At 64.1% G+C, this 26,731-nt stretch carries 22 protein-coding genes and 3 riboswitches; of the genes, 5 read left to right on the top strand and 17 right to left on the bottom strand.

Going from position 1 to position 26,731, the window contains the following annotated elements:
- Nucleotides 1-258: 258 nt before the first annotated feature.
- The 8 genes from C8348_RS18110 to C8348_RS18070 all read right to left on the bottom strand — a co-directional run bounded on the left by C8348_RS18110 (nucleotide 259) and on the right by C8348_RS18070 (nucleotide 10,239).
- Entirely contained in the window at nucleotides 259-5,361 is a 5,103-nt protein-coding gene (locus tag C8348_RS18110; RefSeq protein ID WP_106754698.1) for a DEAD/DEAH box helicase family protein, read from the bottom strand.
- Nucleotides 5,362-5,471: 110 nt separating this feature from the next.
- Nucleotides 5,472-5,870, bottom strand: a complete 399-nt coding sequence (locus C8348_RS18105) for a DUF3085 domain-containing protein (protein WP_106754697.1) — start codon at nucleotides 5,868-5,870, stop codon at nucleotides 5,472-5,474.
- Nucleotides 5,871-5,881: 11 nt separating this feature from the next.
- A complete protein-coding gene (locus C8348_RS18100) occupies nucleotides 5,882-6,490 on the bottom strand; it encodes a DUF1419 domain-containing protein (protein ID WP_106754696.1) in 609 nt (202 codons plus the stop codon).
- 144 nt (nucleotides 6,491-6,634) lie between these two features.
- A complete protein-coding gene (locus tag C8348_RS18095) occupies nucleotides 6,635-7,594 on the bottom strand; it encodes a DUF3991 and toprim domain-containing protein (RefSeq protein ID WP_106754695.1) in 960 nt (319 codons plus the stop codon).
- Nucleotides 7,595-8,310: 716 nt separating this feature from the next.
- A complete protein-coding gene (locus C8348_RS18085) occupies nucleotides 8,311-8,595 on the bottom strand; it encodes a universal stress protein (RefSeq protein WP_106754693.1) in 285 nt (94 codons plus the stop codon).
- A gap of 65 nt (nucleotides 8,596-8,660) precedes the next feature.
- Entirely contained in the window at nucleotides 8,661-9,152 is a 492-nt protein-coding gene (locus tag C8348_RS18080) for a hypothetical protein (RefSeq protein WP_106754692.1), read from the bottom strand.
- Nucleotides 9,149-9,580 carry a fluoride efflux transporter CrcB gene (crcB, locus tag C8348_RS18075; protein WP_198647122.1) on the bottom strand — a complete coding sequence of 144 codons (432 nt, stop codon included), beginning with the start codon at nucleotides 9,578-9,580 and terminating at the stop codon, nucleotides 9,149-9,151. The genes C8348_RS18080 and crcB overlap by 4 nt, the downstream gene beginning before the upstream one ends.
- Nucleotides 9,577-10,239 (bottom strand): histidine phosphatase family protein, encoded by a 663-nt coding sequence (locus C8348_RS18070; RefSeq protein WP_106754691.1) that lies wholly within the window; start codon nucleotides 10,237-10,239, stop codon nucleotides 9,577-9,579. Before C8348_RS18070 ends, crcB begins: the two co-directional genes overlap by 4 nt.
- A 259-nt stretch (nucleotides 10,240-10,498) precedes the next feature.
- Nucleotides 10,499-10,558, bottom strand: a riboswitch (Fluoride riboswitch).
- A gap of 98 nt (nucleotides 10,559-10,656) precedes the next feature.
- Nucleotides 10,657-10,717, top strand: a riboswitch (Fluoride riboswitch).
- A gap of 112 nt (nucleotides 10,718-10,829) precedes the next feature.
- Between C8348_RS18070 and eno the strand changes: the two genes are divergently transcribed.
- Nucleotides 10,830-12,119, top strand: coding sequence for a phosphopyruvate hydratase (gene eno / locus C8348_RS18065; protein ID WP_106754690.1), 1,290 nt, complete (start codon nucleotides 10,830-10,832; stop codon nucleotides 12,117-12,119).
- Nucleotides 12,120-12,277: 158 nt separating this feature from the next.
- A riboswitch (Fluoride riboswitch) is annotated at nucleotides 12,278-12,340 on the top strand.
- Nucleotides 12,341-15,517: a MutS-related protein gene (locus tag C8348_RS18060; protein WP_106754689.1), complete on the top strand. Its 3,177-nt coding sequence runs from the start codon at nucleotides 12,341-12,343 to the stop codon at nucleotides 15,515-15,517.
- Nucleotides 15,518-15,679: 162 nt separating this feature from the next.
- Here the strand turns inward: C8348_RS18060 and C8348_RS18055 are convergent, their stop codons facing one another.
- The 3 genes from C8348_RS18055 to C8348_RS18045 are packed head-to-tail and all read right to left on the bottom strand — an operon-like array spanning nucleotide 15,680 to nucleotide 17,181.
- Nucleotides 15,680-15,889 (bottom strand): hypothetical protein, encoded by a 210-nt coding sequence (locus C8348_RS18055; protein ID WP_106754688.1) that lies wholly within the window; start codon nucleotides 15,887-15,889, stop codon nucleotides 15,680-15,682.
- 19 nt (nucleotides 15,890-15,908) lie between these two features.
- Nucleotides 15,909-16,223, bottom strand: a complete 315-nt coding sequence (locus tag C8348_RS18050; RefSeq protein ID WP_106754687.1) for an ArsR/SmtB family transcription factor — start codon at nucleotides 16,221-16,223, stop codon at nucleotides 15,909-15,911.
- Nucleotides 16,224-16,272: 49 nt separating this feature from the next.
- On the bottom strand, nucleotides 16,273-17,181 hold the full coding sequence (locus tag C8348_RS18045; RefSeq protein WP_244294053.1) for a cation diffusion facilitator family transporter: 909 nt from the start codon (nucleotides 17,179-17,181) through the stop codon (nucleotides 16,273-16,275).
- Nucleotides 17,182-17,202: 21 nt separating this feature from the next.
- Between C8348_RS18045 and C8348_RS22455 the strand changes: the two genes are divergently transcribed.
- Entirely contained in the window at nucleotides 17,203-17,343 is a 141-nt protein-coding gene (locus C8348_RS22455; protein WP_244294052.1) for a hypothetical protein, read from the top strand.
- 207 nt (nucleotides 17,344-17,550) lie between these two features.
- Here the strand turns inward: C8348_RS22455 and C8348_RS18040 are convergent, their stop codons facing one another.
- The gene (locus C8348_RS18040; RefSeq protein ID WP_106754686.1) at nucleotides 17,551-17,757 is read right to left on the bottom strand and encodes a heavy-metal-associated domain-containing protein; all 207 of its coding nucleotides are present in this window, start codon (nucleotides 17,755-17,757) and stop codon (nucleotides 17,551-17,553) included.
- A 173-nt stretch (nucleotides 17,758-17,930) separates the two neighbouring features.
- Between C8348_RS18040 and C8348_RS18035 the strand changes: the two genes are divergently transcribed.
- Together C8348_RS18035 and C8348_RS18030 are read left to right on the top strand one after the other, a co-directional pair.
- Nucleotides 17,931-20,315 carry a heavy metal translocating P-type ATPase gene (locus tag C8348_RS18035; RefSeq protein ID WP_106754685.1) on the top strand — a complete coding sequence of 795 codons (2,385 nt, stop codon included), beginning with the start codon at nucleotides 17,931-17,933 and terminating at the stop codon, nucleotides 20,313-20,315.
- A 66-nt stretch (nucleotides 20,316-20,381) separates the two neighbouring features.
- Nucleotides 20,382-20,885 (top strand): DUF411 domain-containing protein, encoded by a 504-nt coding sequence (locus C8348_RS18030; protein ID WP_106754684.1) that lies wholly within the window; start codon nucleotides 20,382-20,384, stop codon nucleotides 20,883-20,885.
- Nucleotides 20,886-20,901: 16 nt separating this feature from the next.
- On the opposite strand, the gene C8348_RS18025 is transcribed toward C8348_RS18030, so the two are convergent.
- The 5 genes from C8348_RS18025 to C8348_RS18005 all read right to left on the bottom strand — a co-directional run bounded on the left by C8348_RS18025 (nucleotide 20,902) and on the right by C8348_RS18005 (nucleotide 26,693).
- Nucleotides 20,902-22,284: an aldehyde dehydrogenase family protein gene (locus C8348_RS18025; protein ID WP_106754683.1), complete on the bottom strand. Its 1,383-nt coding sequence runs from the start codon at nucleotides 22,282-22,284 to the stop codon at nucleotides 20,902-20,904.
- Between the two features lie 35 nt (nucleotides 22,285-22,319).
- Nucleotides 22,320-23,975 (bottom strand): acetolactate synthase large subunit, encoded by a 1,656-nt coding sequence (locus C8348_RS18020; protein WP_106754682.1) that lies wholly within the window; start codon nucleotides 23,973-23,975, stop codon nucleotides 22,320-22,322.
- 76 nt (nucleotides 23,976-24,051) lie between these two features.
- Nucleotides 24,052-24,906, bottom strand: coding sequence for a 3-deoxy-8-phosphooctulonate synthase (gene kdsA / locus C8348_RS18015; RefSeq protein WP_106754681.1), 855 nt, complete (start codon nucleotides 24,904-24,906; stop codon nucleotides 24,052-24,054).
- Nucleotides 24,903-26,222 (bottom strand): FAD-dependent oxidoreductase, encoded by a 1,320-nt coding sequence (locus tag C8348_RS18010; RefSeq protein ID WP_106754680.1) that lies wholly within the window; start codon nucleotides 26,220-26,222, stop codon nucleotides 24,903-24,905. Before C8348_RS18010 ends, kdsA begins: the two co-directional genes overlap by 4 nt.
- Nucleotides 26,223-26,282: 60 nt before the next feature.
- On the bottom strand, nucleotides 26,283-26,693 hold the full coding sequence (locus C8348_RS18005; protein ID WP_106754679.1) for a MerR family transcriptional regulator: 411 nt from the start codon (nucleotides 26,691-26,693) through the stop codon (nucleotides 26,283-26,285).
- Between the last annotated feature and the right edge of the window lie 38 nt (nucleotides 26,694-26,731).

Below are 26,731 nucleotides of genomic sequence, written 5' to 3'. Positions count from 1 at the left end.
TGCGTTTGCGACTGTACTGATGGCGGACATACTCTCGCGCGGCTCCTTGACGTTCGTTCAAGATGATTGCCTCGCAATTTATCGACCTATTTTAACCGTGGAATGTGGCTGCATTGAAAGCTCCAATTAACCTGAATTTTGCGTAAACTCTTAGGGATCGATCTCAGACTGGGGAGCCGTTCGCTGGAGAATTTCTAGCTTTGGATCCTGTCTGTCTCCGCTGCCGCGCTTCATCCTATTGCAGCGAAAGTCTCCGCACTACGCTGCCTGGCCGGCGCGTTCGGTGCGGATAGCCTCAACATCCGAAGCCAAAGCGTTCTCCACCTCGGTCAGTTGCCGGCGCTTGTCGGCGAGTTCCGCCGCGAAACTGAACACGCTGCCCTCGCGCGAGCGATAGGATGCCAACCGCCGCTCAGCATCGACGAGCCGCCGGCGGTAGCGTTCCTGATCCGCATCAAATCCATCGAGCGCATGCTCAAGGCGTGAGATCGCCCCGAGCGGCGTCACGGTCACGGGCAGCTCGATCTCGTGATCTGCGCCCGCACAGAGCAGGACTGTGGCATAACGAAAACCGTCCTCACCAAAGCGCTCTCCGGAATATTCCAGCTCGAACCCGCCAAGGGATGCAATGACTGTATCGCCATCGTGCTGGAGCTGCACCAGGGTTAGGATCTCCTTCATCAACGCGCGACCGGCGGCCTTTCGTTCGGAAAAGGAGGTGCCGGTCACCATCATGGCGAAGGCATCGCCACTGGTCGGAACCAACCGTTTAATGTCCAGACCGATCTCTCCGATGCGTCGGGTGGAATGCTCGACGTCGCGCTCGGCATCGCGGATTTGTCGGCGAATGGCGAACTGGTCGTCCTGATGCGCGACGCGCAGCCGCTCCAATCGGGCAATGTCGGCTTCGAGACCGGCTTTCTGCATCAGCCGCTGGTCTCCTGAGGCAATCGCCTTGGCCATCGCGAACTGGTTGGCCTGCCCCTCGCCGATTTCTTCCAGTCTCCGGATCGAAGTGTCGCCCGAGAGCGCGGCCGCGATGAAGCGGGCCTTGCGCTCGTTGTTCTGCCACATGGTGGCGTCGAGCGAGCCCTCGGTCGCGTAGGCGAAGATATCGACCTCGTCGTGCTGATTGCCCTGCCGCACGATGCGCCCTTCCCGCTGCTCGATCTGCGAGGGGAGCCATGGCACGTCGAGATGATGCAGCGCCTTCAGGCGCAGCTGCGCGTTGACGCCGGTGCCCATCGTCTCGGAGCTTCCGATCAGGAAGCGGACCTTGCCGGCGCGGACATCGCCGAACAGCCGCTGCTTCGCCTCGGATTTCTTGTAGTCCTGCATGAAGGCGATCTCGGCCGCCGGGACGCCCATACGGACGAGTTCATCGCGGATCCAGCGATAGGCCGAGAACCCACGGGATTTCTCGACGCTGATCGTGCCGAGATCGGAAAATATCATCTGAGCGGCACCGGGCAGGTCATAGACCTTGCCGTCGGGCGGCAGATAGGTCCGATCAGCGGTGTCTCTCCAGATGCGGAGAGCGTTGTCGACGAGGAGGTTGAGCTTGTTCTCCGGCTCATTGTCGTTGTCGGGATCGACCAGACGCAGGTCGATCGCGGCGTGGCGTCCGTCGGTGATGACGGAGAGCAGGATATCATCGCCGGGCTCCGGCGGCCGGTCGCGTTCCTCGATCGCCTTGATGCGGGCGTCGAGCGCGGTCTGGTAGCGCTTGAAGGCGGCGGTCGGCTTCGCGGTGACGATCTGGCGCCGGCCGGTCGAGATCGCCGGCACCTTCACGTAGCGCCTGAGGTCCTCCGGCATCACGACGTCCGCGAAGGAACGGAACATCGCGATCAGCTCCGGCACGTTGACAAAGCTGGCGAAGCGGGAGACCGGCTTGTACTTCCCCGACGGCTGAAGCTCGAGTTCGGTCGTGGTGTCGCCGAAGGTCGAGGCCCAGGCGTCGAACTCATGCAGCCCGCGCTGCATCAGGGCGGCATGATCCATCAGACGCTGCACCGAGAACATCTCGCCGAGCGTGTTGGTGATCGGCGTGCCGGAGGCGAGCACGAGCGCCCTTCCCGGATTCTTCGTCTCGATGAAGCGGGATTTGACATAGAGATCCCAGGCCCTCTGCGAGCCGTTCGGATCGACACCCTTCAGCGTCGACATGTTGGTGGCGAAACTGAGCTTCCTGAACTCCTGCGCCTCGTCGACGATGATCTGGTCGACGCCGATCTCCGCGATAGTCAGCAGATCGTCCTTGCGGGTGGAGAGAGATTCCAACCGCTCCTGGAGCCCTTCCTTCAGGCGCTCGAGCCGCTTGCGCGAGACCCGGTCGTCACTCTCCACCTTGGCCAGCAGCGTCTCATAGAGCTCGAGCTCATCCTGGATCATCTGCTGCTCGAAGGAGGACGGCACGCCGATGAACCGAAACGACGAATGCGTGATGATGATCGCGTCCCAGGTTGCGGTCGCAGCACGCGACAGGAACCGGGCGCGCTTGTCCTTCGAGAAGTTGGTCTCGTCGGCGACGAGAATGCGGCCGGATGGATAGAGCGCCAGGAACTCGCGCGCGGCCTGCGCCAGGCAATGGCCGGGCACGACCAGCATCGCCTTGGCGATCAGGCCGAGCCTGCGCTGTTCCATGATGGCGGCGGCGATGGTCATGGTCTTGCCGGCGCCGACGGCATGGGCGAGATAGGTCGAGCCCGCCGCGATGATCCGCCAGATTCCACGCTTCTGATGCGCGTAGAGAGTGAAGGCGCTGCTGGCGCCCGGCAGCTTCAGATGATCGCCGTTGAAGGCGCGGGGTGCGATGTTGTTGAAGCGGTCGTTGTAGACCCGCGCCAGCCGGTCGGTGCGATCGGCATCGGACCAGACCCAGTTCTGGAAGGCGGTCTTGATCTTCGCGAGCTTCTCCTTCGCGGCCTCGGTGTCGACGACATTGAGGACGCGCCGCTCCTTCCCGTCTTCCTCGAAGGTATCGAAGATCTGTGGCACCCGGCTGTTCAGCGCATCGGCCAGCAGCTCGCCGGCATGGCGGCGTTCCGTGCCCCATTCCGAGGTGCCGGCCGCTAGCCAGCCGAGCTGGCGGGCCTCGACGGTCCAGGAGGCAAGCTCCGGCATATGATGGATGCGAATCTCCGCGCCCATGGTCTCCTTGACGAAGGCGACGACGTCGGCCGCGGGTATCCAAGGGGCACCGAGACGTGCCGTGATGTCGGAGGGACCGAGATCGGCCGGCTGCACCTCAGCAAGCGCGCGAACATTGCGCTCGAAGACGGGATCGAGCGCTGCTGCGGTCTCCGCCGCCTTGAGCTTGTCGCGAACCGCGCCCGACAGATAGGCGTCGGCGGTCTGCCATGAGCCGTCGGTTGGATCCTGGAAAATCGCCTCGCCGAGGTCCTCGATGACGGCAGGCACGTCTTGATGGACCAGTTCGGCGATGTGCGCGAGATCAACACGGCCGCACTCGTTCAGCACGACGACCAGCGCGTCGGCCGCCGAGGTGATGACGGGCGGGGCCGGCGGCGCGATGACACGCTCCGTGAAGATCGGCCCGGGCTTCGCCGTATCGGTGTCGAGGTCGTAGTTCTCGATCGAAGCGACCAGCCAGCAATCGGGATCGTCGAGAAACGGCTGAAGATTCGGCCGGCGATGCGTCTCGCGGATTTCACCGGTCTCGGCATCATCAGAGATCGATACCGTCGTGTGGTTGATCGGACCGAAATCGCGCACGAAGCTCGACCAGGCGATCCGCAGCCGAACCTGTGTATCTTTCCAGGGCCGGTCCTGTTCCTGGCATTTCAACACCTCGCGCACCGCGTCGCGGATCGGGATCAGCTTGCGGATGATGCGGATGTGCTTCTCGGGGATGCCGTCGCCGGACCGGCCCTTCCGCGCCCTGATCGCGACCGCCGTGCCGTCAACGATCTGCTTCAGTCCGTGACTGGCGTCGAAGAAGTAGCTGCCCTCGCGGACATGCCGGCCAGCAGGCGACACCGCATCGACATGGTCGTCGTGACCGTCATCGTCGACATCGATCTCTGTCGGCTCGCCGTCATACAGGCCTTCTGGAAGGAGAGAGATCGCGGCGTCCAGTGCTGAACCGAGTTCGACCCCCTCACGTGGCAGGCAGGTGTAGGCCTCGCCGAACGGGCCGGAGGTGAGGGTGTGCGTGCCGAGCACGAAGTCGGGATGCCCTGCGAACCAGCGGTTCACCTGGATCGCACCCTCGTCATTCGAAGCGGCGCGAATCCCATCAAGATCGAACCAGGTCTGATCGCCCTCGGGATCCCCGACCATCCTCTTGCGGAAGAAGAGGATGTCGACGACCACATCCGTGCCGGCATCCGCGCGGAAGCTGCCTTCGGGCAGCCGGATCGCGGCGATCAGGTGGGCTACCTTCGCGATATGTTCGCGAGCGGTCGTATCAGCCTTGTCCATCGTGCCGTGCGAGGTGACGAAAGCCGCCAGCGCACCCGGCTTCAGCAAATCGATGGAGCGGGCGATGAAGTAATCATGCAGCCGCAGACCGAGCGAGCGATAGGCGCGATCGGAGCGGACTGTGCGATCGGAGAACGGCGGATTGCCGATGGCGAGATCGAAGACCGCCGGCAGGTCGGTGTGCGCGAAATCTCCCGTCACGATCCGCGACCGCGGCTGCAGCAGCCGGGCGATGCGCGCCGTGACCGGGTCGAGCTCGACGCCCGTCACATGCACAAGATCGCGCAGTTCTGCCGGCATCAGCCCCGGAAACAGCCCCGTGCCGATGCCGGGTTCGAGGACCCTGCCCCCGCGCCAGCCGAGGCGCTGCAGGCCAGTCCAGATCGCCCGGATGATGAACTCCGGTGTGAAGTGGGCGTACTGCGTGCAGCGAGTGAGCGAGGCATATCCCGCATCGTCGACGGCGTCTTGAAGTTCCGCCCCGATCTCCTTCCAGCCCGAGCGAAACTCCGTCTCGCCCGGCCTGCGAAAGACGCCATTGGCGAGATCGGACGCGCCGAAACCGGTGAAGCGGATCAGACGCGCCTGTTCGTCCGCCGTCGCTGGCCGCTGCTCAGCCTCGATCGCGGCGGCGAGCCGGATCGCGGCGATGTTGTCGCGGGCCCGTGCCTTCCAGCCCGAGGCGAGCCCACGCTCGCTGTCGAGGACGAAGTTCGCGCCCTGCTCGCGCTGCCTCGCAACCCACCGCGCCGGAACGAACGCCGGCTGAGCTGGCGCGCCAGGCGTGGGATCGGGATCATCGTCCGGATCGTTGTCCGCGGCGACGCCGGCGAAAGCCGTGACGCCGAGGCCGAGCCCGGAGGACAAGGCGGTATTGCCGAAGAGATCGATGGTGAAGGGATCGTCATGCGCCATGGTAGCGTCTCCTGTCGTGAAGGCGCGCGCCATCGACCCCACCGGGCGGTGCCGGGCAGGTGCGAGGATCGCGAGCGGATTGAGAAAAGCGGGCCTTCAGACCCGGTGGGTCAGCAGCGGATCAGCGTGATCGACAGACTGTTGTCGGTCATGACGATCTGCAGATGCGTGGCAACCGGTGAGGCGGCGATCATCTTGACGAGCATCTCGGCGTCTAGGAATTCGATGCCGTCATCGCCCCCGAAATGCTGGCGTTTGTAGTGCCAACAATCCGGATTGGTCTTCGGGTCGCACTCCTCGGCGTAGACGACGAAGGGACGTTGTCCTTCGGCCAGCTTGCCGTTCGAGAGGATGTAGACCCCGTCGTCCCCGACCAGCCAGACGCCGGGCTTCTCGCCCTCGCCGGGTCGCAAGCCGTAGTAGGGATTGCGAAAACCACCGTTGATGGCAGCGTCGGATCGCCCGCGCTCCAGCGCGGCGCGGACATCGACCAGCGGAAAGGTGAACATGCTCGTCCCCCTCACGCCGCGATCGCGTCAGGAAGGTAGCGCAGCTGCACCGGCAGCTTTGCCGAGATGTCTACGTCGCTTAGCTCGTCGAGGCGCTTGAACGCCCGCGTCCCCCAGGAGGCACACATCATCACCATTCGTGGATCATGCTGGCGGCCAAAGGCACTCTCGTCTTCATAGCCGCGATAGCCGTCTTCGGTGGCGCTCCAGATGTGCTCAAGTCGCTCCTCGCGTGTCATCGCCCTCACGGGGCGGGATTCCCGCTCGACGATGGCTGCGCGCATGCGCTCGGGCGTGCCCCTGTCGGCGAGATCACAATAGCCGTGGAAGTGCCGGAGGCGTCCGTCGATGGTCAGCGCGAAGAAGACGCCGGTGATCGAACCGGTGAGGAACTCGCGCATGGCGAACATGTCTCCGCGCATCCAGAGCGGCGGCAGGATCTCGAACATGTAGTCGTGCTCGACCTGGCCGATCTCGAACCACTCGCCGCGGAAGAGATCACTGTTGTCGCCCTCGAAGCGGTTCGGGCGCCGGGCATGACGGTCGAACAGACGGAACATCTGCCGGCGATCGGCGACGCCCTGATACACTTTGCGGATGGGATGGTCGGAGAGATTCATGGTGGGCTCCTTCAAGGCCTCCTCCAGGCCGGAGCGCGGCTCCCCTCACGGGATCACCATCTTCTCTTCAGCCCTTCGTGACCCATCCCCCGCCGCCGCCTCTCCGTCCGGGCGGGTCAAGGGCCGGCGTAGCCGGGCGAAGCTTCACCCTTGACGCGGCCGGCGGGCATGCGGCAGGCCCCGTCTTTCCTCCCTCCATTCCTTTTCCTCCTGTATCTTCGCGCGTAGCGCGTCGTTCCAGTCCTCGGCCGCTGGAGTCAGGCGCAGCCAGTCGCATCCTGCTTCCTCAGAGATGGTCCGAAGGCGGGCAGCGAAGGTCTCGCCCTGCGCGTTGGCGTCGGTCGCAGCAACGAGCTGCGCACCGGGGCGTGCCGCGAGCACCCGCACCGCAGCCTCCGTTACCGGCGACCAGCCGCCGCCGGTGCTGAGATAGAGGCTGCCCTCCCGCAGCCCCTCGAGGGCAGCGAGGCTCATCGCATCGATCGCCGCTTCGGTCACGCAGAGGCGCAGACCGTCCAGTGCTCCGAGACGAAAAAGCACCTTCGACCCTCCGGTCGAGAAGCCGCGCCATTCCGGACCGCGCTCCTCCCAGCCGGTTACGGTGCCGGCATCGTCGACATGTGCCGCCCACACGCTGCCGCGTGGGCCTTCGCGCAGCCAGTCCTGCCGGATGGCGGCGCGGATGATCGTTTCGGGCAGCGCGCGCCCGTCGCCCAGATAGCGCCAGGTCGCCGAGCCGGACCATGGTGCGCGACGGTTGCGCCAGCGTTCGGAAAGAGGGGCAGCCGGTTCCTGCTCTCGGGGCTCTCGTGTCCAGGCCGGTTCCGCCGGAGTGAAGTCGACGAGCTCGGCGGCTGTGGCGAGCACCTCAGCAAAATTGCCCCCGTCGAGATGGCGGATCAGCGAGAACACGTCGCCCTTGGCGTCCGACATCGGATCGAACCAACCCTTGCCGTCATGGATCACGATGACGATGTCATCGCCGCGCCGGTGTTTCACCGCCCGGCGCGTGCTTTCCTTCACGTCGACCGCGAAGCCGGATTTCTCCAGCACCGCCGCACAGGAGACCCGCTCCTTCAGATACTCGACCTCGCTCGTCTCCATCTCATTCTTCCTGGACGATTTTCCGCCCGGCCTTTCCTGTTCTGGCTTCTTCCCGCATCTCGCGGGACCGCTCCAACCGACCGCGAAGAGCCAAGCCTGCAAGGGCGCGGGCTGCAACTGGCGAATTGATGAGCCCCATCGTGACCGACCCGGCCCGCGGCGTAGCTTCCCTTGCGGGCGCCGGCTCGCAAGCGGCACCCGCAAGGGATCATACTCAAAGAGCACCGTGACATCGCCGCCGTCGAGTTCGTCGGCCGCCAAGACGCCATAGGCCCCATCGACCTCGAAGAGCGAAACCGGGGCCATCAGGGTGCGGGCGAGCTGGAAGGGGCGTTCTGGGCGAGTGAAAGGTCATTCGACATTGTGAGGCTCCATCGGGAGCGGGCCAATTCCCGCTCGATGGCTCCCCAGAAGGGCCAGGCCCGGTCGCGATCACTGCGAAGGCAAAGGCGAGAGCGGCGGCACGTTCACGTAGCCGACCCCGCAGCGGGTTGATCGTGGAAGACCCGGAACCGGACCAGGAGACATCGCAGAGCGGGCTTGGTCTGCTCCCGTTGGCCTGTGCTTCTTCGGATGAACCGTCTTGCCCGACCTTACCGACTCGCCGCCGCAACCTTCGGACCGCTGCCCGGGCTACCGGCCGCTAAACCTTCGACGTTGCCAGGATCGCAACAATCAGCTCTCGCGTCGGGGACGGGAGGACGGAGTTCTCCGCGTCAGTGGCACATGAACAGCGGCACCGTCGCCTGACGCAGCAACGCATCGGTTACGCCACCCAGGATCCACTCGGCCAATTCGCTGTGCCAATAGGCCCCCGTGATGAGCCAATCGGCATCGAATCGTCGTGCTTCTTCAAGGATCTGCGTCCCCACGGACATGTTCCCCTCGCGCTCGACATCGACGATCGCGACCTTGACCTCCTTGTCGGCGAGGAATTCCCGGGCCCAATCAAGCTCGAGCCGGTCGGGGCGGCCGATACAAACGAGGCGGATTTCTTCCATGCGTCGCAACCAAGGAAGCGACGCGTCGAGCGCGCGCCGGCCCGTTGGCGTATCCTTCCAACCGATTAGGGCGCGCCGTAGAGGGCGCGGCGTGTAGCCATGGGGAACGACCAGCAAGGGCCGATGCGTTTTGAACAGGCAGGCGTGGAACGCGGCCCGCGCATGGCCCCGGCTCTCCGGCGTGAGATTCGCCACCACGTTGAGGGCAGCCTGCTTGCCGAGCGCCGTGATCTCGTCGTCGATGCCGTCGGTGATATCGACCAGCTCGTGTGGACATGCCGGTCGAGCCCGGCGGTCCAGGCGGAAAAGACATTACGCAAGGCGCGCCCCTCGGCCATCGCCTCGATCTCCATCGCCCTTTCCTGCTCGGGGAGTAGCATTTCTTCGGTCGCCAGGATGTCCCGGCGAGGATCGACGCGGATGTGAAGTCCGGTCACGGTAGGGTGATCGAGTGCCAACGCCGCAATGCCGGCCGCATCGAGGCACGGGCGGGCGCCGGCACGTTCGGCGAGAATGGCCAAGATCGTGTTGACGTTCAGCTCGACATCGCTCGTCATCCCGCATCCTCCTCGATCTGCGCCTCGGCGATCTGCTGGACGCCGCCGTTCAGGTGTTCAGCAACCACATAACCGAGCGCGACGGCAATCAGGCACAGCACGACCGACAGGCCGATATTGAGAAGCGCCCGTCCGGGTGCTCCGGCCCGGATCAACTCAAGCGTCTGGAGGCTGAATGACGAGAAGGTTGTGAAGCCACCGCATATGCCGACCATGAAGGCCGTGCGCCATAGCTCTGGAGCGGGATACCGACCCTGCTCGATTGTCATCGTCCCGAAGAATGAGATGGCGAAGGAGCCGACGACGTTGATCAACAAGGTGCCCCAGGGCAGGTCGCGGCTGACGGGCGACATCAAAAGGGCGATCCAGTAGCGTGCAACGGTGCCAATCGCTCCACCGATGGCAACCCAGAAGGTCGTCTGGATCATGAGGCCTGCTCCTTAGAAGCTGGCTGCCCGCTCCCTTGATGGAGCGGTCGTTCCTGCAGGTGCAGGGTTTCATTGATGCTGTGGACGCGAACGCCCTTCGGCGACACCTCGATCTCGGTGAGGTTGCACGGTGATTGCTCGAAACGCCAGAAAGCCGAAAGCGGCAGATCGAGCAGCGTCAGCAGCAGCGCGCGATTAGAGCTGTCGTGGCCGACGAGGACGACGCGGCCCTGCGGGTGGCGATCGATGATCTGCCGCACCGCTTCGGCGGTACGGGCGACGAGGTCCTGCAGGGAATCGCCTTTCGGCGGGCGCACCAGCTGGGGGGCGTGCCACCACAGAGCGTAGCGCTCCGGATCACTGCGCTCTACCTCCTCATGGGTCTTCCCGGTCCAGGCGCCATAGTCGATATCCTCAAGCTCAGGGATGGCCGTCGCACCCACATCGGTGGCTGCTGCGATCGCCGCGCCCGTGTCAATGCAGCGCGAGAGCGGGCTCGTATAGACCGCGTCGATCGGCGGGCGGGTCGCAAGAAAAGCACCGAGCTGTCGGGCTTGATTGCGCCCTGCCGGGGTCAGCGGCAGATCGTGACGCCCACGGAAGCGCGGTGGGGAAATGCCCTCGACATGGCCGTGGCGGGTCAGGACAAGAAGGGTCATGGGATGAGTATCCTTGATCGTTCGCGTGGGAAGGACGGGACGAGCCCGCAGACCCTGACACGTGGCAAAGCCGCGTCGGCGCCAGTGGTTTGGAGGTCGTGGCCGATGTCGGCGCGGCCACTACAGGCGACGCGACGCATGACCTTGTTCGCGCCGCGACGGGCACGCACCAATGATCGAACATCTGGATCTTGATGGGTGTCGAAACGCACCGTGCCTCCTGCCGCCGGGCACGCTCGCCCGTTTTGCCCACAATGGGCGGTTGGCAGGGGTCATCAGCCGGATGGCGGTTTCGGGAGACTCCATTCCCCACTATCGCGAGGGAACGCGAAAGCCCCTTCTTTGTAGTTACTGGTACAGAGCCGGTCAATACCGGCCATCGACCTATATTGACCTATGCAGGCGGCTCGCGCACAATTGCCGCAAGGGGATGGGGTCCCCCTTCGCGAGCCGGCCGGCTGATGACTCCTACCGTTGGGCGCGACGGTAGGGCCATGCCCGGAGATGACCTCCGCACTCCGTGATGACCGCTTCCACCCGTCTACTCCGAACGGCCGGTGACGCTTGGTTCATCAACTGGAGATAGCAACATGTCTGGCCATCACATCCTGTCCGTCGACGCCCTGGAGATCCTGGACTCGCGCGGTAACCCGACCGTTCAGGTCGAGGTAGCGCTGGAGGACGGCAGCATCGGGATCGCCTGCGTCCCATCCGGCGCTTCGACGGGTCAGCATGAGGCTGCCGAACTGCGCGATGGCGACCCGGCCCGGTTCGGTGGGCGCGGGGTGCGCCAGGCGGTCGAGAATGTCCGCACCGCGCTTGCGAACGCGGTGTCGGGGCAGGACGCCACCCGGCAAGCGGATATCGATGCTCGGCTGATCGAGGCGGACGGTACGCCGGGCAAATCGAAACTCGGCGCCAATGCCATCCTGGGGATCTCCATGGCAGTCGCTCGCGCCGCTGCGGCGTCGCTAGGCCTGCCGCTCTATACTTGGCTTGGCGGCCCCACGGCGCGGCGCCTTCCGGTCCCGATGATGAACGTGATCAACGGTGGCAAGCACGCTGGCAACCGGTTGGCCTTCCAGGAGTTCATGATCGTCCCGCACGGCGCGCCGAGCTTCGGCGAAGCGCTGCGCTATGGCGCCGAAACATTCAAGGCGCTCGAAAAGCAGCTCGAACGTCGCGGCTTGCCGACATCCGTCGGCGACGAAGGTGGTTTCGCCCCCGACCTCGACAGCGACGAGGAGGCCTGCCAGCTGATCGTTGCGGCAATCGAGCAGGCCGGCTTAACGCCGGGCAAGGATGTGGCGATCGCGCTCGATCCCGCCGCCTCGTCCTTCTTCGCGGATGGTCTTTATCATCTAGCGGACGGCAGCCACCTGGAGCGCGCCGCCCTTCTCGATCTCTACGCCCGCTGGGTGGAAGCCTATCCAATCGTCTCGATCGAGGACGGCTTTGCCGAAACCGACTGGGACGGCTATGTGGCGCAGACCGCGGCCATGGGCGACCGCATCCAGATCGTCGGCGACGACAATTATGTCACCAATCCGGCCTTCATCGCCGAGGGCATCGCCCGCAAGGCGACCAACGCCGTCCTGATCAAGCTCAACCAGATCGGCACCGTGACAGAGACGGTCACGGCAATCGAGCTCGCGCGTTCCGCCGGCTGGCGTTCGGTGGTCTCGCATCGCTCCGGCGAGACGGAAGATACGTTCATCGCGGATTTCGCGGTCGCGCTCGGGACCGGGCAGATCAAGACCGGCTCGCTCAGCCGCAGCGAACGCATCGCGAAATACAACCGCCTGCTGTGGATCGAGCGACGCCTCGGCGCGAGTGCGCTGTTTTCGTCGACCTTCGGCACGCTGAATGGAGCGGCCTGAGACAATGCTGACGTTTTACAATGGGCCGGGAGAGCGAAAGATGATGTCGCCATGCTCGCATGGCGACATGTCTAGAAGAAGCGAATGGCCATCCGCGCCCACCCTCGCCGTTCTGTGAAACGCCGCGATCGTTGAAAGAGGACGCGTTCCGTCCCATATTCGATTTAGGCGATGGAGTTCGCCTTTAACCGCCCCGTTGGGCTGATGACTCCTTCCACGTGATGTTCCACGGCGTGAAGGAGGTTATTTTGCAGAATTCCCCTATCCCAGTCGCTGTCGGCCCTACGGATTTCTCCAGTATCCTCCATCCCGGGTCGCGCGAAGCTGCGCCACATTACAATGCCCAGCAGCCGGATTGCCTCAGTGACCTGAACCTCGACCAGGTCGTCGCTGCGCTGACGGCGGGGCACGAGGCCTATGATCTCAGGCCATTCTTTCACACACCGCTTCATGACGCCGACAGGGTCGGCTATCGGCAGAATGTGATGCGCGACGTCCGCAGCGAGCCAGTCAGCGCTGCGGTTCGCACCTTCGCGGCTGAGATGAACAGGATGCGGGATACCGCGGCGTTTTCGCAAAAACTGCATTACCGCTTCCAGCAGATGCGATGGCTCGCCGATGCCGTCGATATCTATTGCGAGGCGGTATTGCGCCTCCGCGCGGAACTTTCCGCCGCCGGACCCGTCTCCGAGGGTCTGCGCGCCTTTCTCGGCTATCTGCAGGGTCTCACCACATCGGCGTCCTTCCAGGCTCGTGTCGAGCAGACCCGGCACCTGAAGAAAGGCCTCGCCGGCGTCCGCTACGACCTGCTGATCGGAGATGGAACGATCATCGTGCGCCGCCGGGGCGAGGAGGCGGACTATACGGCCGACGTCGAGGAGACGTTCCGGCGATTTCGCGTCGGGAATGTCGCGCCGAAACAGTTCAAGCTGCCCGACTATGCCGAGATGAACCACATCGAGGCCGGCGTGCTCGACCGCGTGGCACTGGTCTACCCTGACATCTTCGGGGAACTCGCCGCCTATGCGGATCGGCATGCCGCGTTCACAGACGAGCGCGTGATGGCGTTCGATCGCGAGATCCAGTTTTATCTCGCCGCCGCCGATCTCATCGCACCGCTGGATGCGGCGGGACTGCCATTCTGCTATCCGGAGGTGTCGGCCACCTGCAAATCGGTATCGTGCGAGGAGACCTTCGACCTGGCGCTGGCCGTCAAGCTCCTGCAGGAGCAGCAGCCGGTGGTGCAAAACGATTTCCACCTCGCCGGCGCGGAACGCATCTTTGTCGTCTCCGGCCCCAACCAGGGCGGCAAGACCACCTTCGCGCGCACTTTCGGCCAGCTGCATTTTCTAGGAAGCCTCGGCCTTCCCGTGCCGGGTTCGGCGGCGCGGCTTTATCTGCCGGATCGCATCTTCACGCATTTCGAGCGGGCGGAGAACATCCACGACCTGCGCGGCAAGCTGCAGGACGACCTCGTGCGCATGCACGACATCCTTAAGGCCGCGACGCCTCGGAGCGTCATCATCATGAACGAAATCTTCACCTCGACTGCGCTCAGCGACGCTATCATCCTCGGCCGCAAGGTGCTCGAAAAGGTAATCGCTCTCGACGCGCTGTGCGTCTGCGTCACCCTTCATCGACGAGCTCGCAACGCTGGGAGAGACGATCGTCAGCGCTGCCAGCACCGTCATCCCGGACGATCCGTCCTCGCGTACCTACAAGATCGTGCGCAAGCTCGCAGACGGGCGCGCCTATGCGATCGCCGTCGCCCGGAAACACCGTCTCACCTATGCAGACATCAAACGGAGGCTCGGAGCATGAAAGCCTTCCTTCTCCACCGCGATCGGGATTTCGATTTCGATGCGCCATCATGTGCACAGGAAGCGGCGCTCATTCAGGACCTCGAGCTGAACACGCTGTTCGCAGCGATGGCCGGCGAGGACCGCTTCCTGTTCGACGTTGCACGCAAGGTGGTGCTTTCGGCCGTACCGGCTTCGGTCGCCGCGATCCGCTACCGCCAGGACATCCTCAGCGACTGCCTTGCTGAGCCCGGTCTCGTTCGGGCCATCTATGCGGTAGCCGTTGAGGCACAGGAACGGGAAAAGAAGATCCATCATCTTGGCCTGTTCGCAGACTCGCCCCAGTCGGTCGTCGGGCGGGCGGTCGAGGTGCTGGCTATGCTAGTCGATCTGCTGCGCCGCTTGCGCGGGCTTGTCGATGCGCATGCGGCGGCCTTTCACTCGGAAGGCTTCACGGCGCTGTTCTCGACACTACAGCGAGAGCTGGACGATGCGTATCTGTCCCGCCTCGTCGATCATATCGAGGTGCTTCGATTCCGCCGCGGCATTCTCATGAGCGCCGAGCTCGGGGCCGGAAGCAAAGGCAGCAACTACATTCTGCGCCGACAGGCTCCAGCGAAGAGCTTGTGGTCCCGACTGTTCGAGCCCCGTCGAGAATGCTACGTCCTGCAGCTTCATCCACGGGATGAGGCTGGAGCGCGCGCCTTCTCGGAACTGCGCGATCGCGGGCTGGCAATCGCGGCGGCCGCGATCGCGGAGGCGGTCGAGCACATGCTGGGCTTCCTGCGCATGCTCCGTGCGGAACTGGCCTTCTATGTGGGCTGCCTCAATCTGAATCATACGCTTTCGGGCTATGGCGCTCTGGTGAGCCTGCCCGTCCCGGACGAGGCGGACAGTCGCGACTTTGCATGTGCCGGCCTCTATGACGTCTGTCTCGCGCTTGGTCTGAAGCGTGGCATTGTCGGCAACGACATCGGAGGGGACGGACGACAGCTCATCCTGATCACCGGTGCTAATCAGGGCGGCAAGTCCACCTTCCTGCGCAGCGTCGGTCTCGCGCAGCTCATGATGCAGGCCGGGATGTTCGTCCCTGCGACAGCTCTCTCGGCTGAGATCGTCAGCGGCGTCTTCACCCACTACAAGCGGGAGGAGGACAGCACCCTGCGCAGCGGCAAGTTCGACGAGGAACTGGCGCGCATGTCCGCCATGGTCGATCTGATCCGGCCCGACGCGCTTGTTCTCTTCAATGAATCCTTCGCCTCCACCAATGAGCGAGAGGGCTCGCAGATCGCGACAGACGTCATCCGGGCGTTGCTTGACGACCGCGTCAAGGTGTTCTTCGTGACGCATATGTTCGAACTGGCCGACAGCCTCCAGCAGGAACAGGACCGGCGTTTTCTTTTCCTGCGAGCCGAGCGCGGCTCGTCCGGCAACCGTAGTTTCAGGCTCATCGAAGGGCCGCCCCTGTCGACGAGCTTTGGCGCCGATCTCTATGAGCACATCTTTGGCGAGCCGGTCGAGGCGGAACTCCAGCGGATCTCAGCCGGGCAAAAGCCGGAACGGCCGTCGAGCGCGTCTGCATGGAGCACACAATCATGATGCCATCGCGATAGTCTCTGGCTTGCGCGGGCAAGGCGGTATCTGTCTCAGGCGACGGTCGATCTGAACCGAGTGTCTATCGTCTGCTCGGCCAGACGCTTCCTCAGCGGCGTGCTCTGGTCTTCCAGGGTCTTCGCGCGAAGATACTGAGCTGAAGTCGAGCTACTCTTCTCGGGATTTGCCCTTCAGGATGGCCCCTTCAACGCCTCTCGGGTGATCTCCGCGGATTCGTTCCTGCTCAACCAGACGCTGCAGGATTCCCCGGAGCTCGTCTTCCTCAACGCCGTCCACTCGCATGACCAAGCGGATCATGGGGTCCGCAAGCAGTTCCTCGAAGGTCAACTCCGGTTGATCGTTGAGCGGTCTGCTCATGTTCCTCGCCCTCCGATCCTCAGCTGTAACAATGCTCTTCCCTGATGTGCGCGATCATGTCGATAAGGAAGGCGTTCACGTGCTGATCCGATATCCTGTAGAAAATATGCCTCGATTGCCGCACCCCTCTGACAAGTCTGGCGCCACGGAGCAGCCGAAGATGATGGCTGACGAGCGATTGCGACAGATCGAGATCATCCGCGATTTGCGTGACGGATTTGGGAGCGTCGGTGCAGTGGAGCAGAATCCGAAGCCTGCTGGGGTCACCCAGCAGGCGAAAGGTCTCGGGCAGGTTGACCAGTTCGTGATGCGACAGCGGTTCGATCCCGATCATTGCACTGGCCCTTCTGCGTTTGGAGCCCGGCGGCGCAGAGACAGCGCCGCTAGTGGGAATGACCGACATGGGACGCATTCAGCTTGGGAGCTTCTTCCACGCTGCAAGATGCCGTTCCGTCCCAGTCGATGCCCACGGTCGGATGTTCGATGCTGAACTTGGTCTTCAGCTCATGTTCGACCTGACCGACGACCGTGCGGATATCCACCCCCTCCATCGGCTGGACCTGAAGCGTCGCCAGCGCGCGGCCCGAAGTCAGGGACCAGACGTGGATATGGCTGACCTTCTCGATACCAGGCACGGTCTTCTTGAGGTGCTCGGAGATCTTGCCGGCGTCGGCGTTGGCCGGAGCGCCCTCGAGCAGGATGTGGAGGGCATTCTTGAGTAGGCTCCAGGCGCTGCGCAGGACCAGCAGCGAGACGAACACCGACAGGATCGGATCGATCGGCGTCCAACCGGTGTACCAGATCACCACGGCGGCAACGATAGCGCCGACCGATCCCAGCAGATCGCCCATGACGTGCAGCACGGCGCCCTTGACGTTGACATGCTCGGTATCACCGCGCGTCAGGTACCAGAGAACGAACACGTTCACGAGCAGGCCGATGAGGGCGACGACGAACATCGAGCCAGCGAGCACCGGCTGCGGATCGTTGAAGCGCTCGAACGCCTCGTAGAGAATCCACCCGACAATGCCGAACAAGGTGAGCGCATTGACGAGGCCGGCGATCACCTCGAAGCGGGCATAGCCGAAGGTGCGCTGCCCGTCGGCGCGGCGACGGCCAAGGCGGAAGGCGACATAGGCAAGGCCGAGCGCGATCGCGTCGGTCATCATGTGTCCGGCATCTGCCAGAAGCGCCAGCGAGCCAGAAACGATGCCGCCGACCGCCTCGACGACCATGTAGGAGACGATAATCAGGAAGGCGGTGAGGATCTTGCGCTCGTTGTCCTTTGTCACGGTCGGAACATGGGAGTGGTCATGATCATGATCATGACCATGGCCGTGATCGGCATGATCATGCCCTTTGGAGTGATCATGTCCCTGGTGATCGCCGTGAGCGGCGTGCGGTGCGTTTGCCATTGGATGGGTCCGGTCTGGTTCGTTGATTTCAACAGTTGAATACATGTTCATATGTTGGTGTGTCAACGCCAGCGCCAGGAATTTTCTCTACCGCTTCTCAATTCCTCCCACGCTCCCCTGCCAGAGCCTGGGAACGGCCCGGGCCAGCCAGAAATTGCAAAGGGCAGCACTGGGCTGCCCTTTGTTCTGGCGCCAAGAGGATCCGGGCGCCGAGGGCCGGCCGGCGCCGGCATGGTTACCCGACGATCAGGCGGCAGCCTTCTGTTCGGCCGGATAGCCGGCTTCGGCCAGAACCTCGCGCAAGTCGGCCTCGGTTGCGGAAGTTTCGACACGAACCTCGCGCTTCGCGGGATCGGTCTCGATCCGGGCGCCGGCATCGACGCTCTGCAGCGCCTTGGTGACCGACTTGGCGCAACCGCCGCATGTCATGTTGGGGATATTGAACTGATACATGAAAGCCTCCTTGGTTTGGCTTTCAGGAAAGTGGGCCTTCCAACGCTGGCAAGGTCAATCGGAGAATTTTTGAGCTGCGCCCTTGACCTTACCAGCGTTGGAACCTGCACACTGACGTTCCGGGAAGGTCAAGGCGAGACCAGGCGTCAACGCACAAGAAGAGGAAAGCCCAAATGTCCGACCATCACCATGGACACAAACATCCGGGAGGCCATGGGGGTGCTCATCACGATCATGCCTCGGCTCCGGGCAACACGGTGAAGGATCCTGTCTGCGGGATGGATGTCGATCCTGCGAAGACGGAGCATCACGCCCGATACAAGGACGAGACGTTCCACTTCTGCTCGGCCAAATGCAAAGGCAAGTTCGAGGCGTCGCCCGCTTCCTATGTGCCGAGCGATGGCGGACATGCTACTGCCAAGGCGAGTGCGCCCGCCCCTGAGGGAACGATCTACACCTGCCCCATGCATCCGCAGATCCGCCAGCCGGGTCCGGGCAACTGCCCGATCTGCGGCATGGCGCTCGAGCCGGAGATGCCGACGCTCGAAACCGGCCCGAGCGAGGAATATCTCGACATGCGCCGCCGGTTCTGGATCGGCCTCGTGCTGACCATCCCCGTCTTCCTTCTGGAAATGGGCGGGCATCTCTTCCCGGCGCTGCATATGCTCGTCGCTCCGCAAACGTCGAACTGGATCCAGCTCGTGCTCGCGACGCCGGTCGTGCTTTGGGCCGGGCTACCGTTCTTCCAGCGGGGATGGCAGTCGCTCGTCACCCGCCACCTAAACATGTTCACCCTCATCGCCATGGGTACCGGCGTCGCCTGGGTCTACAGCGTCGTAGGAACGGTCGCTCCGGGCATCTTCCCCGAAACATTCCAGTCGATGGGCGGCGCCGTCGCGATTTATTTCGAAGCGGCGGCCGTCATCACGGTTCTGGTTCTCCTGGGTCAGGTGCTCGAACTGCGCGCCCGCGAGCAGACCGGCGGCGCCATCCGCGCGCTGCTCGACCTTGCGCCGAAGACCGCGCGCCGCGTGAACGCGGATGGCTCGGAGGAGGATATCGGCCTCGAGGCGGTCCATGTTGGCGATCGCCTGCGCGTACGCCCCGGCGAGAAGGTCCCGGTCGACGGCACGCTGGTCGAGGGCAAGAGCTCCGTCGACGAATCCATGATCACCGGCGAATCCATGCCGGCCTCCAAGGCAGTCGGGTCCAAGCTCATCGGCGGAACGATGAACCAGACGGGCGGCTTCGTGATGGAAGCCGGCAAGGTCGGACGCGACACCATGCTGTCGCAGATCGTGCGCATGGTGGCCGACGCGCAGCGCTCCCGCGCACCAATCCAGCGGCTCGCCGACGACGTCTCCGGCTGGTTCGTTCCGGCCGTTATCGTCGTGGCGATCATTGCCTTCTTCGCCTGGTTCATGCTCGGGCCCGAGCCACGCTTCGCCCATGCTCTCGTGGCGGCGGTCGCCGTTCTCATCATCGCATGCCCCTGCGCGCTGGGCCTTGCAACCCCGATGTCGATCATGGTCGGCGTTGGACGTGGCGCCGGGCTCGGCGTGCTCATCAAGAATGCCGAGGCGCTGGAGCGCTTCGAGAAGGTCGATACGCTCGTGGTCGACAAGACCGGCACGCTGACCGAGGGACGGCCGAAGGTTACGGCGATCGTGACGGGAGCCGGGCGCCCGGAAGACGAGTTGCTGCGCCTCGCCGCATCCCTGGAACGGGCCAGCCAGCATCCACTCGGCGACGCGATCGTCAACGCGGCGCAGGAACGCGGTCTTCGTCTCTTCGACGTGCAGGACTTCGACAGCCCGACGGGAAAGGGTGTCACCGGGACCGTCGAAGGCCAGAAGCTGGTCATCGGCAACCAGCGGATCATGACCGAGGCGGGCATCGACGCGTCGGCCATGACGGAGCGGGCCGACCAGCTTCGCAATGACGGAGCGACCGTCGTTTTCATGGCGGCAGACGGCGCGCTCGCCGCGATCTTCGCCATCGCCGATCCGATCAAGGCAACGACGTCGACGGCTGTAAAGGCGTTGATCGCCGAGGGCGTACGGGTGGTGATGCTGACGGGGGACAACAGAACGACAGCGCAGGCCGTCGCCCGAAAGCTCGGTATCACCGATGTCGAGGCCGAGGTCCTGCCGGAGGACAAGGGAGCGATCGTCGCGCGGCTGCGCGGTGAAGGACGCATCGTTGCAATGGCCGGCGACGGCGTCAACGACGCCCCGGCGCTGGCGGCCGCCGACGTTGGCATCGCGATGGGCACGGGCACCGACGTCGCCATAGAGAGCGCCGGCGTCACTCTGCTCAAGGGTGATCTGCAAGGGATCGAACGCGCCCGGCAGCTCAGCCGCGCGACGATGCGCAACATCCGCCAGAACCTGTTCTTCGCCTTCGTCTATAACGCGCTCGGCGTGCCGGTCGCTGCGGGCATTCTTTATCCTTCGTTCGGAATTCTGCTGTCTCCGATCATCGCCGCGGCCGCGATGGGTTTGTCATCGGTCAGCGTCATCACCAATTCCCTGCGTTTGAGAAGCGCCAAGATCTGAAAGAAAGGCCGGCGCGGCCTACGCGATCGCGCCGGCCACCGACAAAAAAACGGAGAATGCCGACCTATGAAGTCGATATCGATCACTGCGGGTTTAAAAAGGCGCCAGTTGCTGGCGGGCATCGCCGCTATCGCCGGCGCAGCGCTCATCGGCCGTACACCGGCCGAAGCTGCTCCGAACACCACCATGGCGGTCTGGAAGGATCGCTATTGCAGCTGTTGCTCGGCCTGGATCGAGCGACTGGGCGGGCTGGGTCTAGCTATTTCGGTGACAGACAGCGACGACATGGCTGCGGTCAAGAACCGCCTCGGCGTGCCCTCGGGCCTCTATTCGTGTCACACCGCCTCTATCGACAAATATGTCCTGGAGGGCCATGTGCCTCCCGAAGCGATCAGGCGCCTCCTGGATGAACGCCCAATGATAGCCGGGCTTGCCGTCGCCGGCATGCCGATCGGCTCGCCGGGCATGGAAGCGCAATCGCAGACCCAGAATGAAACCTACGATGTCGTGGCGTTCGGGCCTGCCGGTCAGTCGCCCTATATGCGATTTCGCGGCGCAACGCCGGCCTGAGGCGACCTCATTGCCTTCAGGGCCGGTGCAGCAGGATCATCTTCTCCTGCGTCATGTCGTGCATGGTAGAGGGGATGCCGCCGGTGCCGTAGCCGGAGACGCGGCGGCCGGCGAAGGGCATCCAGTCGGTGCGAAAGGTCGTGGGATCGTTGACCATCACGGCCGAGGCATCGAGCCGGTTCGCCGCCCGCATCGCGACGTCGATATCCTGTGCGAAGATGCTGGCCTGGAAGGCGACGGGCAGCGAATTCGCCCGCGCGATCGCGTCGTCGAGTTTGCTGTAGCGGTAGATCGCGACGACCGGGCCGAAGACCTCCTCGCTGGAGATGCGCGCTTCCGGATCGGGATCGATCAGTACGGTCGGCTCCAGCGTCGTCTCGGACAGGCGCTTGCCGCCGCTGGCGAGCGTGGCGCCGCCCTTCACCGCTTCGTCGATCCAGGAGGCGACGCGATCAGCTTCCTTCGGAATGATCAGCGGCCCGACCTCGGTGTCCTTCAAGGTGGGGTCGCCAGTGCGCAGCTTTTTCACGCGGGCGACGAGCCGCTCGGTGAAATCGTTGATGATCGCGTCATGGACATAGATCCGCTGCGTCGACACGCAGACCTGGCCGGCATGGTAGTAGCCGCCCTTCACGATCGGCTCGATGATCGCGTCGAGATCGGCGCTCCTGTCGACGATCGCAGGCGCGACGCCGCCGTGCTCCAGCGCCGAGCGGGCGCCATGGGCGAGCTTCGAGTGCAGGCACCAGCCGACCTTGGCTGAGCCGATAAAGCTGAGGAAGGCGATGCGCGGATCGGTCGCGAATTTCTCCGCCAGGGCCGTCTCCAGCGGAACGAATGTCTGGCACCATGCTTCCGGCAGCCCGGCCTCATGCACCAGCTTGACGAAATCGATGCAGGAGAGCGGCGTCGTGCCGGCCGGCTTGACGATGACCGGGCAGCCGACCGCGATCGCCGGCGCGACCTGATGCACGATCAGGTTGAGCGGGTGATTGAAGGCCGAGATCGCCGCGACGATGCCGATCGGCTCCTTGGTGGTGAAGGCCCAGCGGTCGACGGCCGCAGCCGAAAGCCCCATCGGTATCTCGCGCCCGGCGAAGTTCCTGAGTTCCTCGGCCGCATTGTAGACGCCGTCGACCGCCCGGTTCGCCTCGACGATCGCATCTGGCAGCGGCTTGCCGCCCTCGCGCGCGATCTGCATCGCGAAATGGTCACGTCGGGCTTCGAGGAGGCCTGCGAGCTTGCGCAGGATGGCGATGCGCTGATGCGGCTTCAGCCAGTTGTCGCGGTCCTTGAAGACAGCCCGCGCCGCCTGCAGCTTGCGTTCAAGCGCGGCGTCATCATCGGTCTCGATCTCGGTGATCGTGGCGCGGTCATACGCCTGAACAACCTGGAGCATGGTCGTCTCCTTGAATTCGCTGGGTGTGCCGGAGATCAGGCGAGATCGACGTCCGGCACCTTGTTCCTGAGTTCCTCGACGAGGACGCGGGTGTTCTCGGAATAGTCGATCGGGCAATCGACGAGATGGACACCGCCGCCCTTGAAGGCCGCTTCCAGCGTCGGCACCAGCGCCTCGGCCGAGGTCACGCGCGAGCCCTTGGCGCCATAGGCCTTGGCATAGGCGACGAAATCGGGATTGCCGAAGGTCATGCCGTAATCCGGGAACTGGTCGACAGCCTGCTTCCAGCGGATCATGCCATAGGCGCCGTCATTGAGGACGAGCACGACGAGGTTGAGCCCGAGCCGGACCGCGGTCTCCATTTCCTGCGAGTTCATCATGAAGCCGCCATCGCCGCAGACGGCCATGACGCGCCGGTCGGGATGAAGCATCGCCGCCATCATCGCCGAGGGCAGGCCTGCGCCCATCGTCGCCAGCGCATTGTCGAGCAGGAGCGTGTTGGCGACATGGGTGCGGTAGTTCCGCGCGAACCAGATCTTGTACATGCCGTTGTCGAGGCAGACCATGCCGTCCTCCGGCATCACCGCGCGCACGTCATGGACCAGCCGTTGTGGCGTCACCGGGAAGCGATCCTCCTCGGCGCGGGCATTGATCTTCGCCAGGATCTTCTGGCGCAGTTCCAGCGTCTGCTTCTGCTCGGGCAGCTTGCCTTCGAGCCGGTTGGCGAGCCCGGTCATCGTGACGCCGATATCGCCGATCACCTCGGCATCGGGATGATAGACCTGCTCGACATTGGCCGACTGGAAGCCGAGATGGATCACCTTCGGCCCGCCGTCTTGGCGCATCAGGAAGGGCGGCTTCTCGATCGTGTCATGGCCGACGGCGATGATCAGGTCGGCCGCCGCAACGGCCTCATGGACATAATCGCCTTCTGAGAGCGCGGCGGTGCCGAGATAGAGGTTCGAGCCGCCGGTGACGGCACCCTTGCCCATCTGCGTGTTGAAGAAGGGCAGGCCGATGCGGCGCACGGCGGCCGAGAGCGGCTCGACCAGGCGCGGCCGGTTGCCGGCGGCGCCGATCATCACCAGCGGGCGCTTCGCGGCGAGGATCATCTCCGCCGCACGGTCGAGCGGGGCCGGGGGCGCGACCGGCCGGTCGAGCGAGTGGACCGGGATCAGCCGGATGTCCTCGATCTCCTCGGCGGCGACGTCCTCGGGCAGTTCGAGATGGACCGGGCCGGGCCGCTCCTCCATCGCGACGCGGAAGGCGTCGCGCACCACGGAAGGGATGCTGGCGGGACTGACGATCTGGCGGGTCATCTTGGTCAGCGGGCGCATCGAGGCGACAACGTCGACGATCTGGAAGCGCGCCTGCTTGGCGGTCATGATCGCCTTCTGCCCGGTGATGAGGATCATCGGCATCGCGCCGAGATGGGCATAGGCCGCGCCGGTCGAGAAGTTGAGCGCGCCGGGGCCGAGCGTCGCGATGCAGACGCCGGGGCGGCCGGTGAGACGCCCATGCGTCGCGGCCATGAAGGCGGCGGCCTGCTCGTGCCGCGTCAGAACGAGCTCGATCTTCGATTTGCGCAGGGATTCGACGACGTCGAGATTTTCCTCGCCGGGAACGCCGAAGACGCGGTCAACGCCCTCGTTCTCAAGCGCCTCGACCAGTAGATCGGAACCTTTTCTCACCGCACTATCCTTTGTTCTTACGAGACATGCGATGCGGCGTTTCGTACGCAAAGCTGCACCGGCAACTTCCTTTGCATTATCTTGTGACGACTATAGGGTCGCCGCCGAGAGTCTTTACCACGTCGTCGATGGCTCTGACCTGACCAAGCAGAAGCGGAAGCCGGTCGAGAGGCAGCGCGCTCGGCCCGTCGCAAAGCGCATGATCGGGATCCGGATGGGCCTCCAGGAACAATCCCGCCACGCCGACCGCCACCGCCGAGCGTGCGAGTTCGAGTGTCTGCTCGCCTCGGCCGCCGGAGCTGCTCGCTCCCGCCTCCCGCATCTGTAGCGAATGGGTCACATCGAAGATGATCGGCGCTCCTCCAGTCGCTGTCTTCATGACCCCGAAACCCAGCATATCGACAACGAGGTTGTCATAGCCGAGCATGGTGCCGCGCTCGCAGATCAGCACGCGATCGTTGCCGAAGTCTTCGAACTTCCGCGTGACATGTCCGATCTGCCCGGGACTCATGAACTGCGGCTTCTTCACGTTGACGACCTTGCCGGTCCGGGCGATCGCCTCGATCAGATCGGTCTGCCTCGCCAGAAATGCCGGTAGCTGCAGGATATCGCACACCTCGGCGACGACCGCCGCCTGCTCGGGCAGATGGATGTCGGTCAGGACCGGCACCTCGAAGCTGTCGCGAACCTCGCGAAGGATCTGCAACCCTTCATCGAGGCCGGGGCCGCGGTAGGACCGATTCGATGACCGGTTGGCTTTGTCGAAAGACGCCTTGAAGACATAGGGGAGGCTGCGGCGCTCTGTCTCCCGCTTCATCGCCTCGGCGACACGCATGGCGAGATCGCGGCTTTCGAGGACATTGATTCCGCCGATCAGGACCAGCGGTCGGCTATTGGAAAATGCGATGGAGCCCACCTCTACCGTCTTCACCTCGCGCTCTCCTTCACAACGACCTCACCGGAATCACCAATCGGCTCGCGCCCTTCGCGGCTTGGCCGCAATGAGCAGGACCAGTCGACATGCCGTGACCGCACATGTTCGGGGCGAAAGCCAAGTCCGATGAGCCGTCCGGTTAACCGGGGCAGTAGTGAGGAGCCAGCGATCAGCCGAATGAACAATGGCGGCTTTCGATGTTGCGGCGTCGGCGTTGCGTCAGGCCGCTTGCGGCTGCGCATCATCAACTGCAGCGCCTGTGTCGCGCGCGTCGGAAAGCTGCGCCGGTCCTGCACGGCTTCGAGAAGGCAGGTCTCGAAGCGTCCTTCGCGCAAGGCGTCGGCCAGGATATTGGCGGTGGCGATTGCATCCTGGACGGCCAGATTGACGCCGACGCCGCCAATCGGCGACATCGCATGCGCTGCATCGCCGATGCAGAGCACACCCGCCTGCCACCAGGTCTTCAGGCGGTCGACCCGCACGCTAAGCAGGTGAATATCGTTCCATGAATCGAGCTCGTCGAAGCGTTCTCGAGGCAGAGGAGCGGCTTTCGCGATCCGAGCGCGCAGCGCATCGAGGCCCTGTTCCTTCACGGCTGCGAATGTTCCCTTCGTGATCACGTATCCGCATTGCCAGTAGTCACCGCGGTCGATCAGGACGAGCCCCTGGCGCGGGCCGGCATGCCCCATGGCCTGACCGGGGTCGTCGGAACGCTTCGAAATCCTCATCCAGAGAACGTCGGTGCCGGCGCCTAGATCCTCGACGTCGAGCCCTGCCGCCTGTCGAACGACTGAGTTGCGACCATCGGTTCCGATCACAAGATCCGCCCGCAACTCGATGTCCCGCCCTTCCCGGCTGGCTCTCACGCCAGCTACGGTCTCCCCGTCCCAGACCAACGACGTGACTTCGGTGGCCATCAGCAATCGAAACGGCGGGAACGCTGCCGCCTTGCGAGCCAGGAAATCCAGAAAGTCCCACTGCGGCATGAACGCGATGAATTTGGCGCGGGTCGGCAGGCGGGAGAAGTCGGCGATGGTCGCCATGCGCCCCCTGATCTCGGCCTGGAGCCGATAGGCCTTCTGGTGCGGCAGGCTCAGGAACTCGTCGAGAAGGCCAAGTTCGTGCAAGGCCTCCATGGTGGAGGGGTGAATGGTGTCGCCGCGAAAATCGCGCAGGAAGTCGGTGTGCTTCTCCAAGACGGTAATCTCGACGCCGGCACGCGCCAGTAAATAGCCGAGCATCAGCCCGGCAGGCCCCGCCCCAACCACGATGCAGGTCTGGCTCGGTTCAAGAGAGGAATACCGATGTGTCATCTGCCGCCTCCCTTCGAGGCTCGTTTCATCGGGTGTTCTACGCGCACCAACCACATGTGATCAGGCCGCCGGAGCGATGGTGCCGCTCTCAAGAGGCAACTGCAGAAGGAGCCGGGCCGTCACATTTGCGCATTGCGATCCATCGGCGGCGTCCGACAGAACAGCACGCAGCCTTTCCAGCCGGGCGATCTTGCTGCGGACAGAGAGAAGCTGCGCCTGCGCGATGCGGGCCGTATCCGGCGTTTGCAGCTCCGGCGTGGCCATGATGCGCAGGAACTCCCTGATCGCCTCAACCTCGAACCCGAGTTCGCGGGCGGTACGGATGAACTGCAAGCGGTGCACGGCCGCATGGTCGTAGCGTCGGCGGTTTCCCCTGTCCCTCTTGCCCTCGGGCAGGAGCCCGATCTGTTCGTAGTAGCGAATGGTCGGGATCTTCACGCCGCTCGCGACAGACGTCTCTCCGATACTCATGGTCACATGGGTTCCTTTCTCTGACGGGCGTTTTCGGC

Source organism: Pannonibacter carbonis (genome assembly GCF_003012935.1).
Lineage (GTDB): Bacteria > Pseudomonadota > Alphaproteobacteria > Rhizobiales > Stappiaceae > Pannonibacter > Pannonibacter carbonis.
The sequence above is the reverse complement of the archived record's forward strand: the minus strand, read 5'-3'. Positions and strand labels throughout refer to the sequence as shown.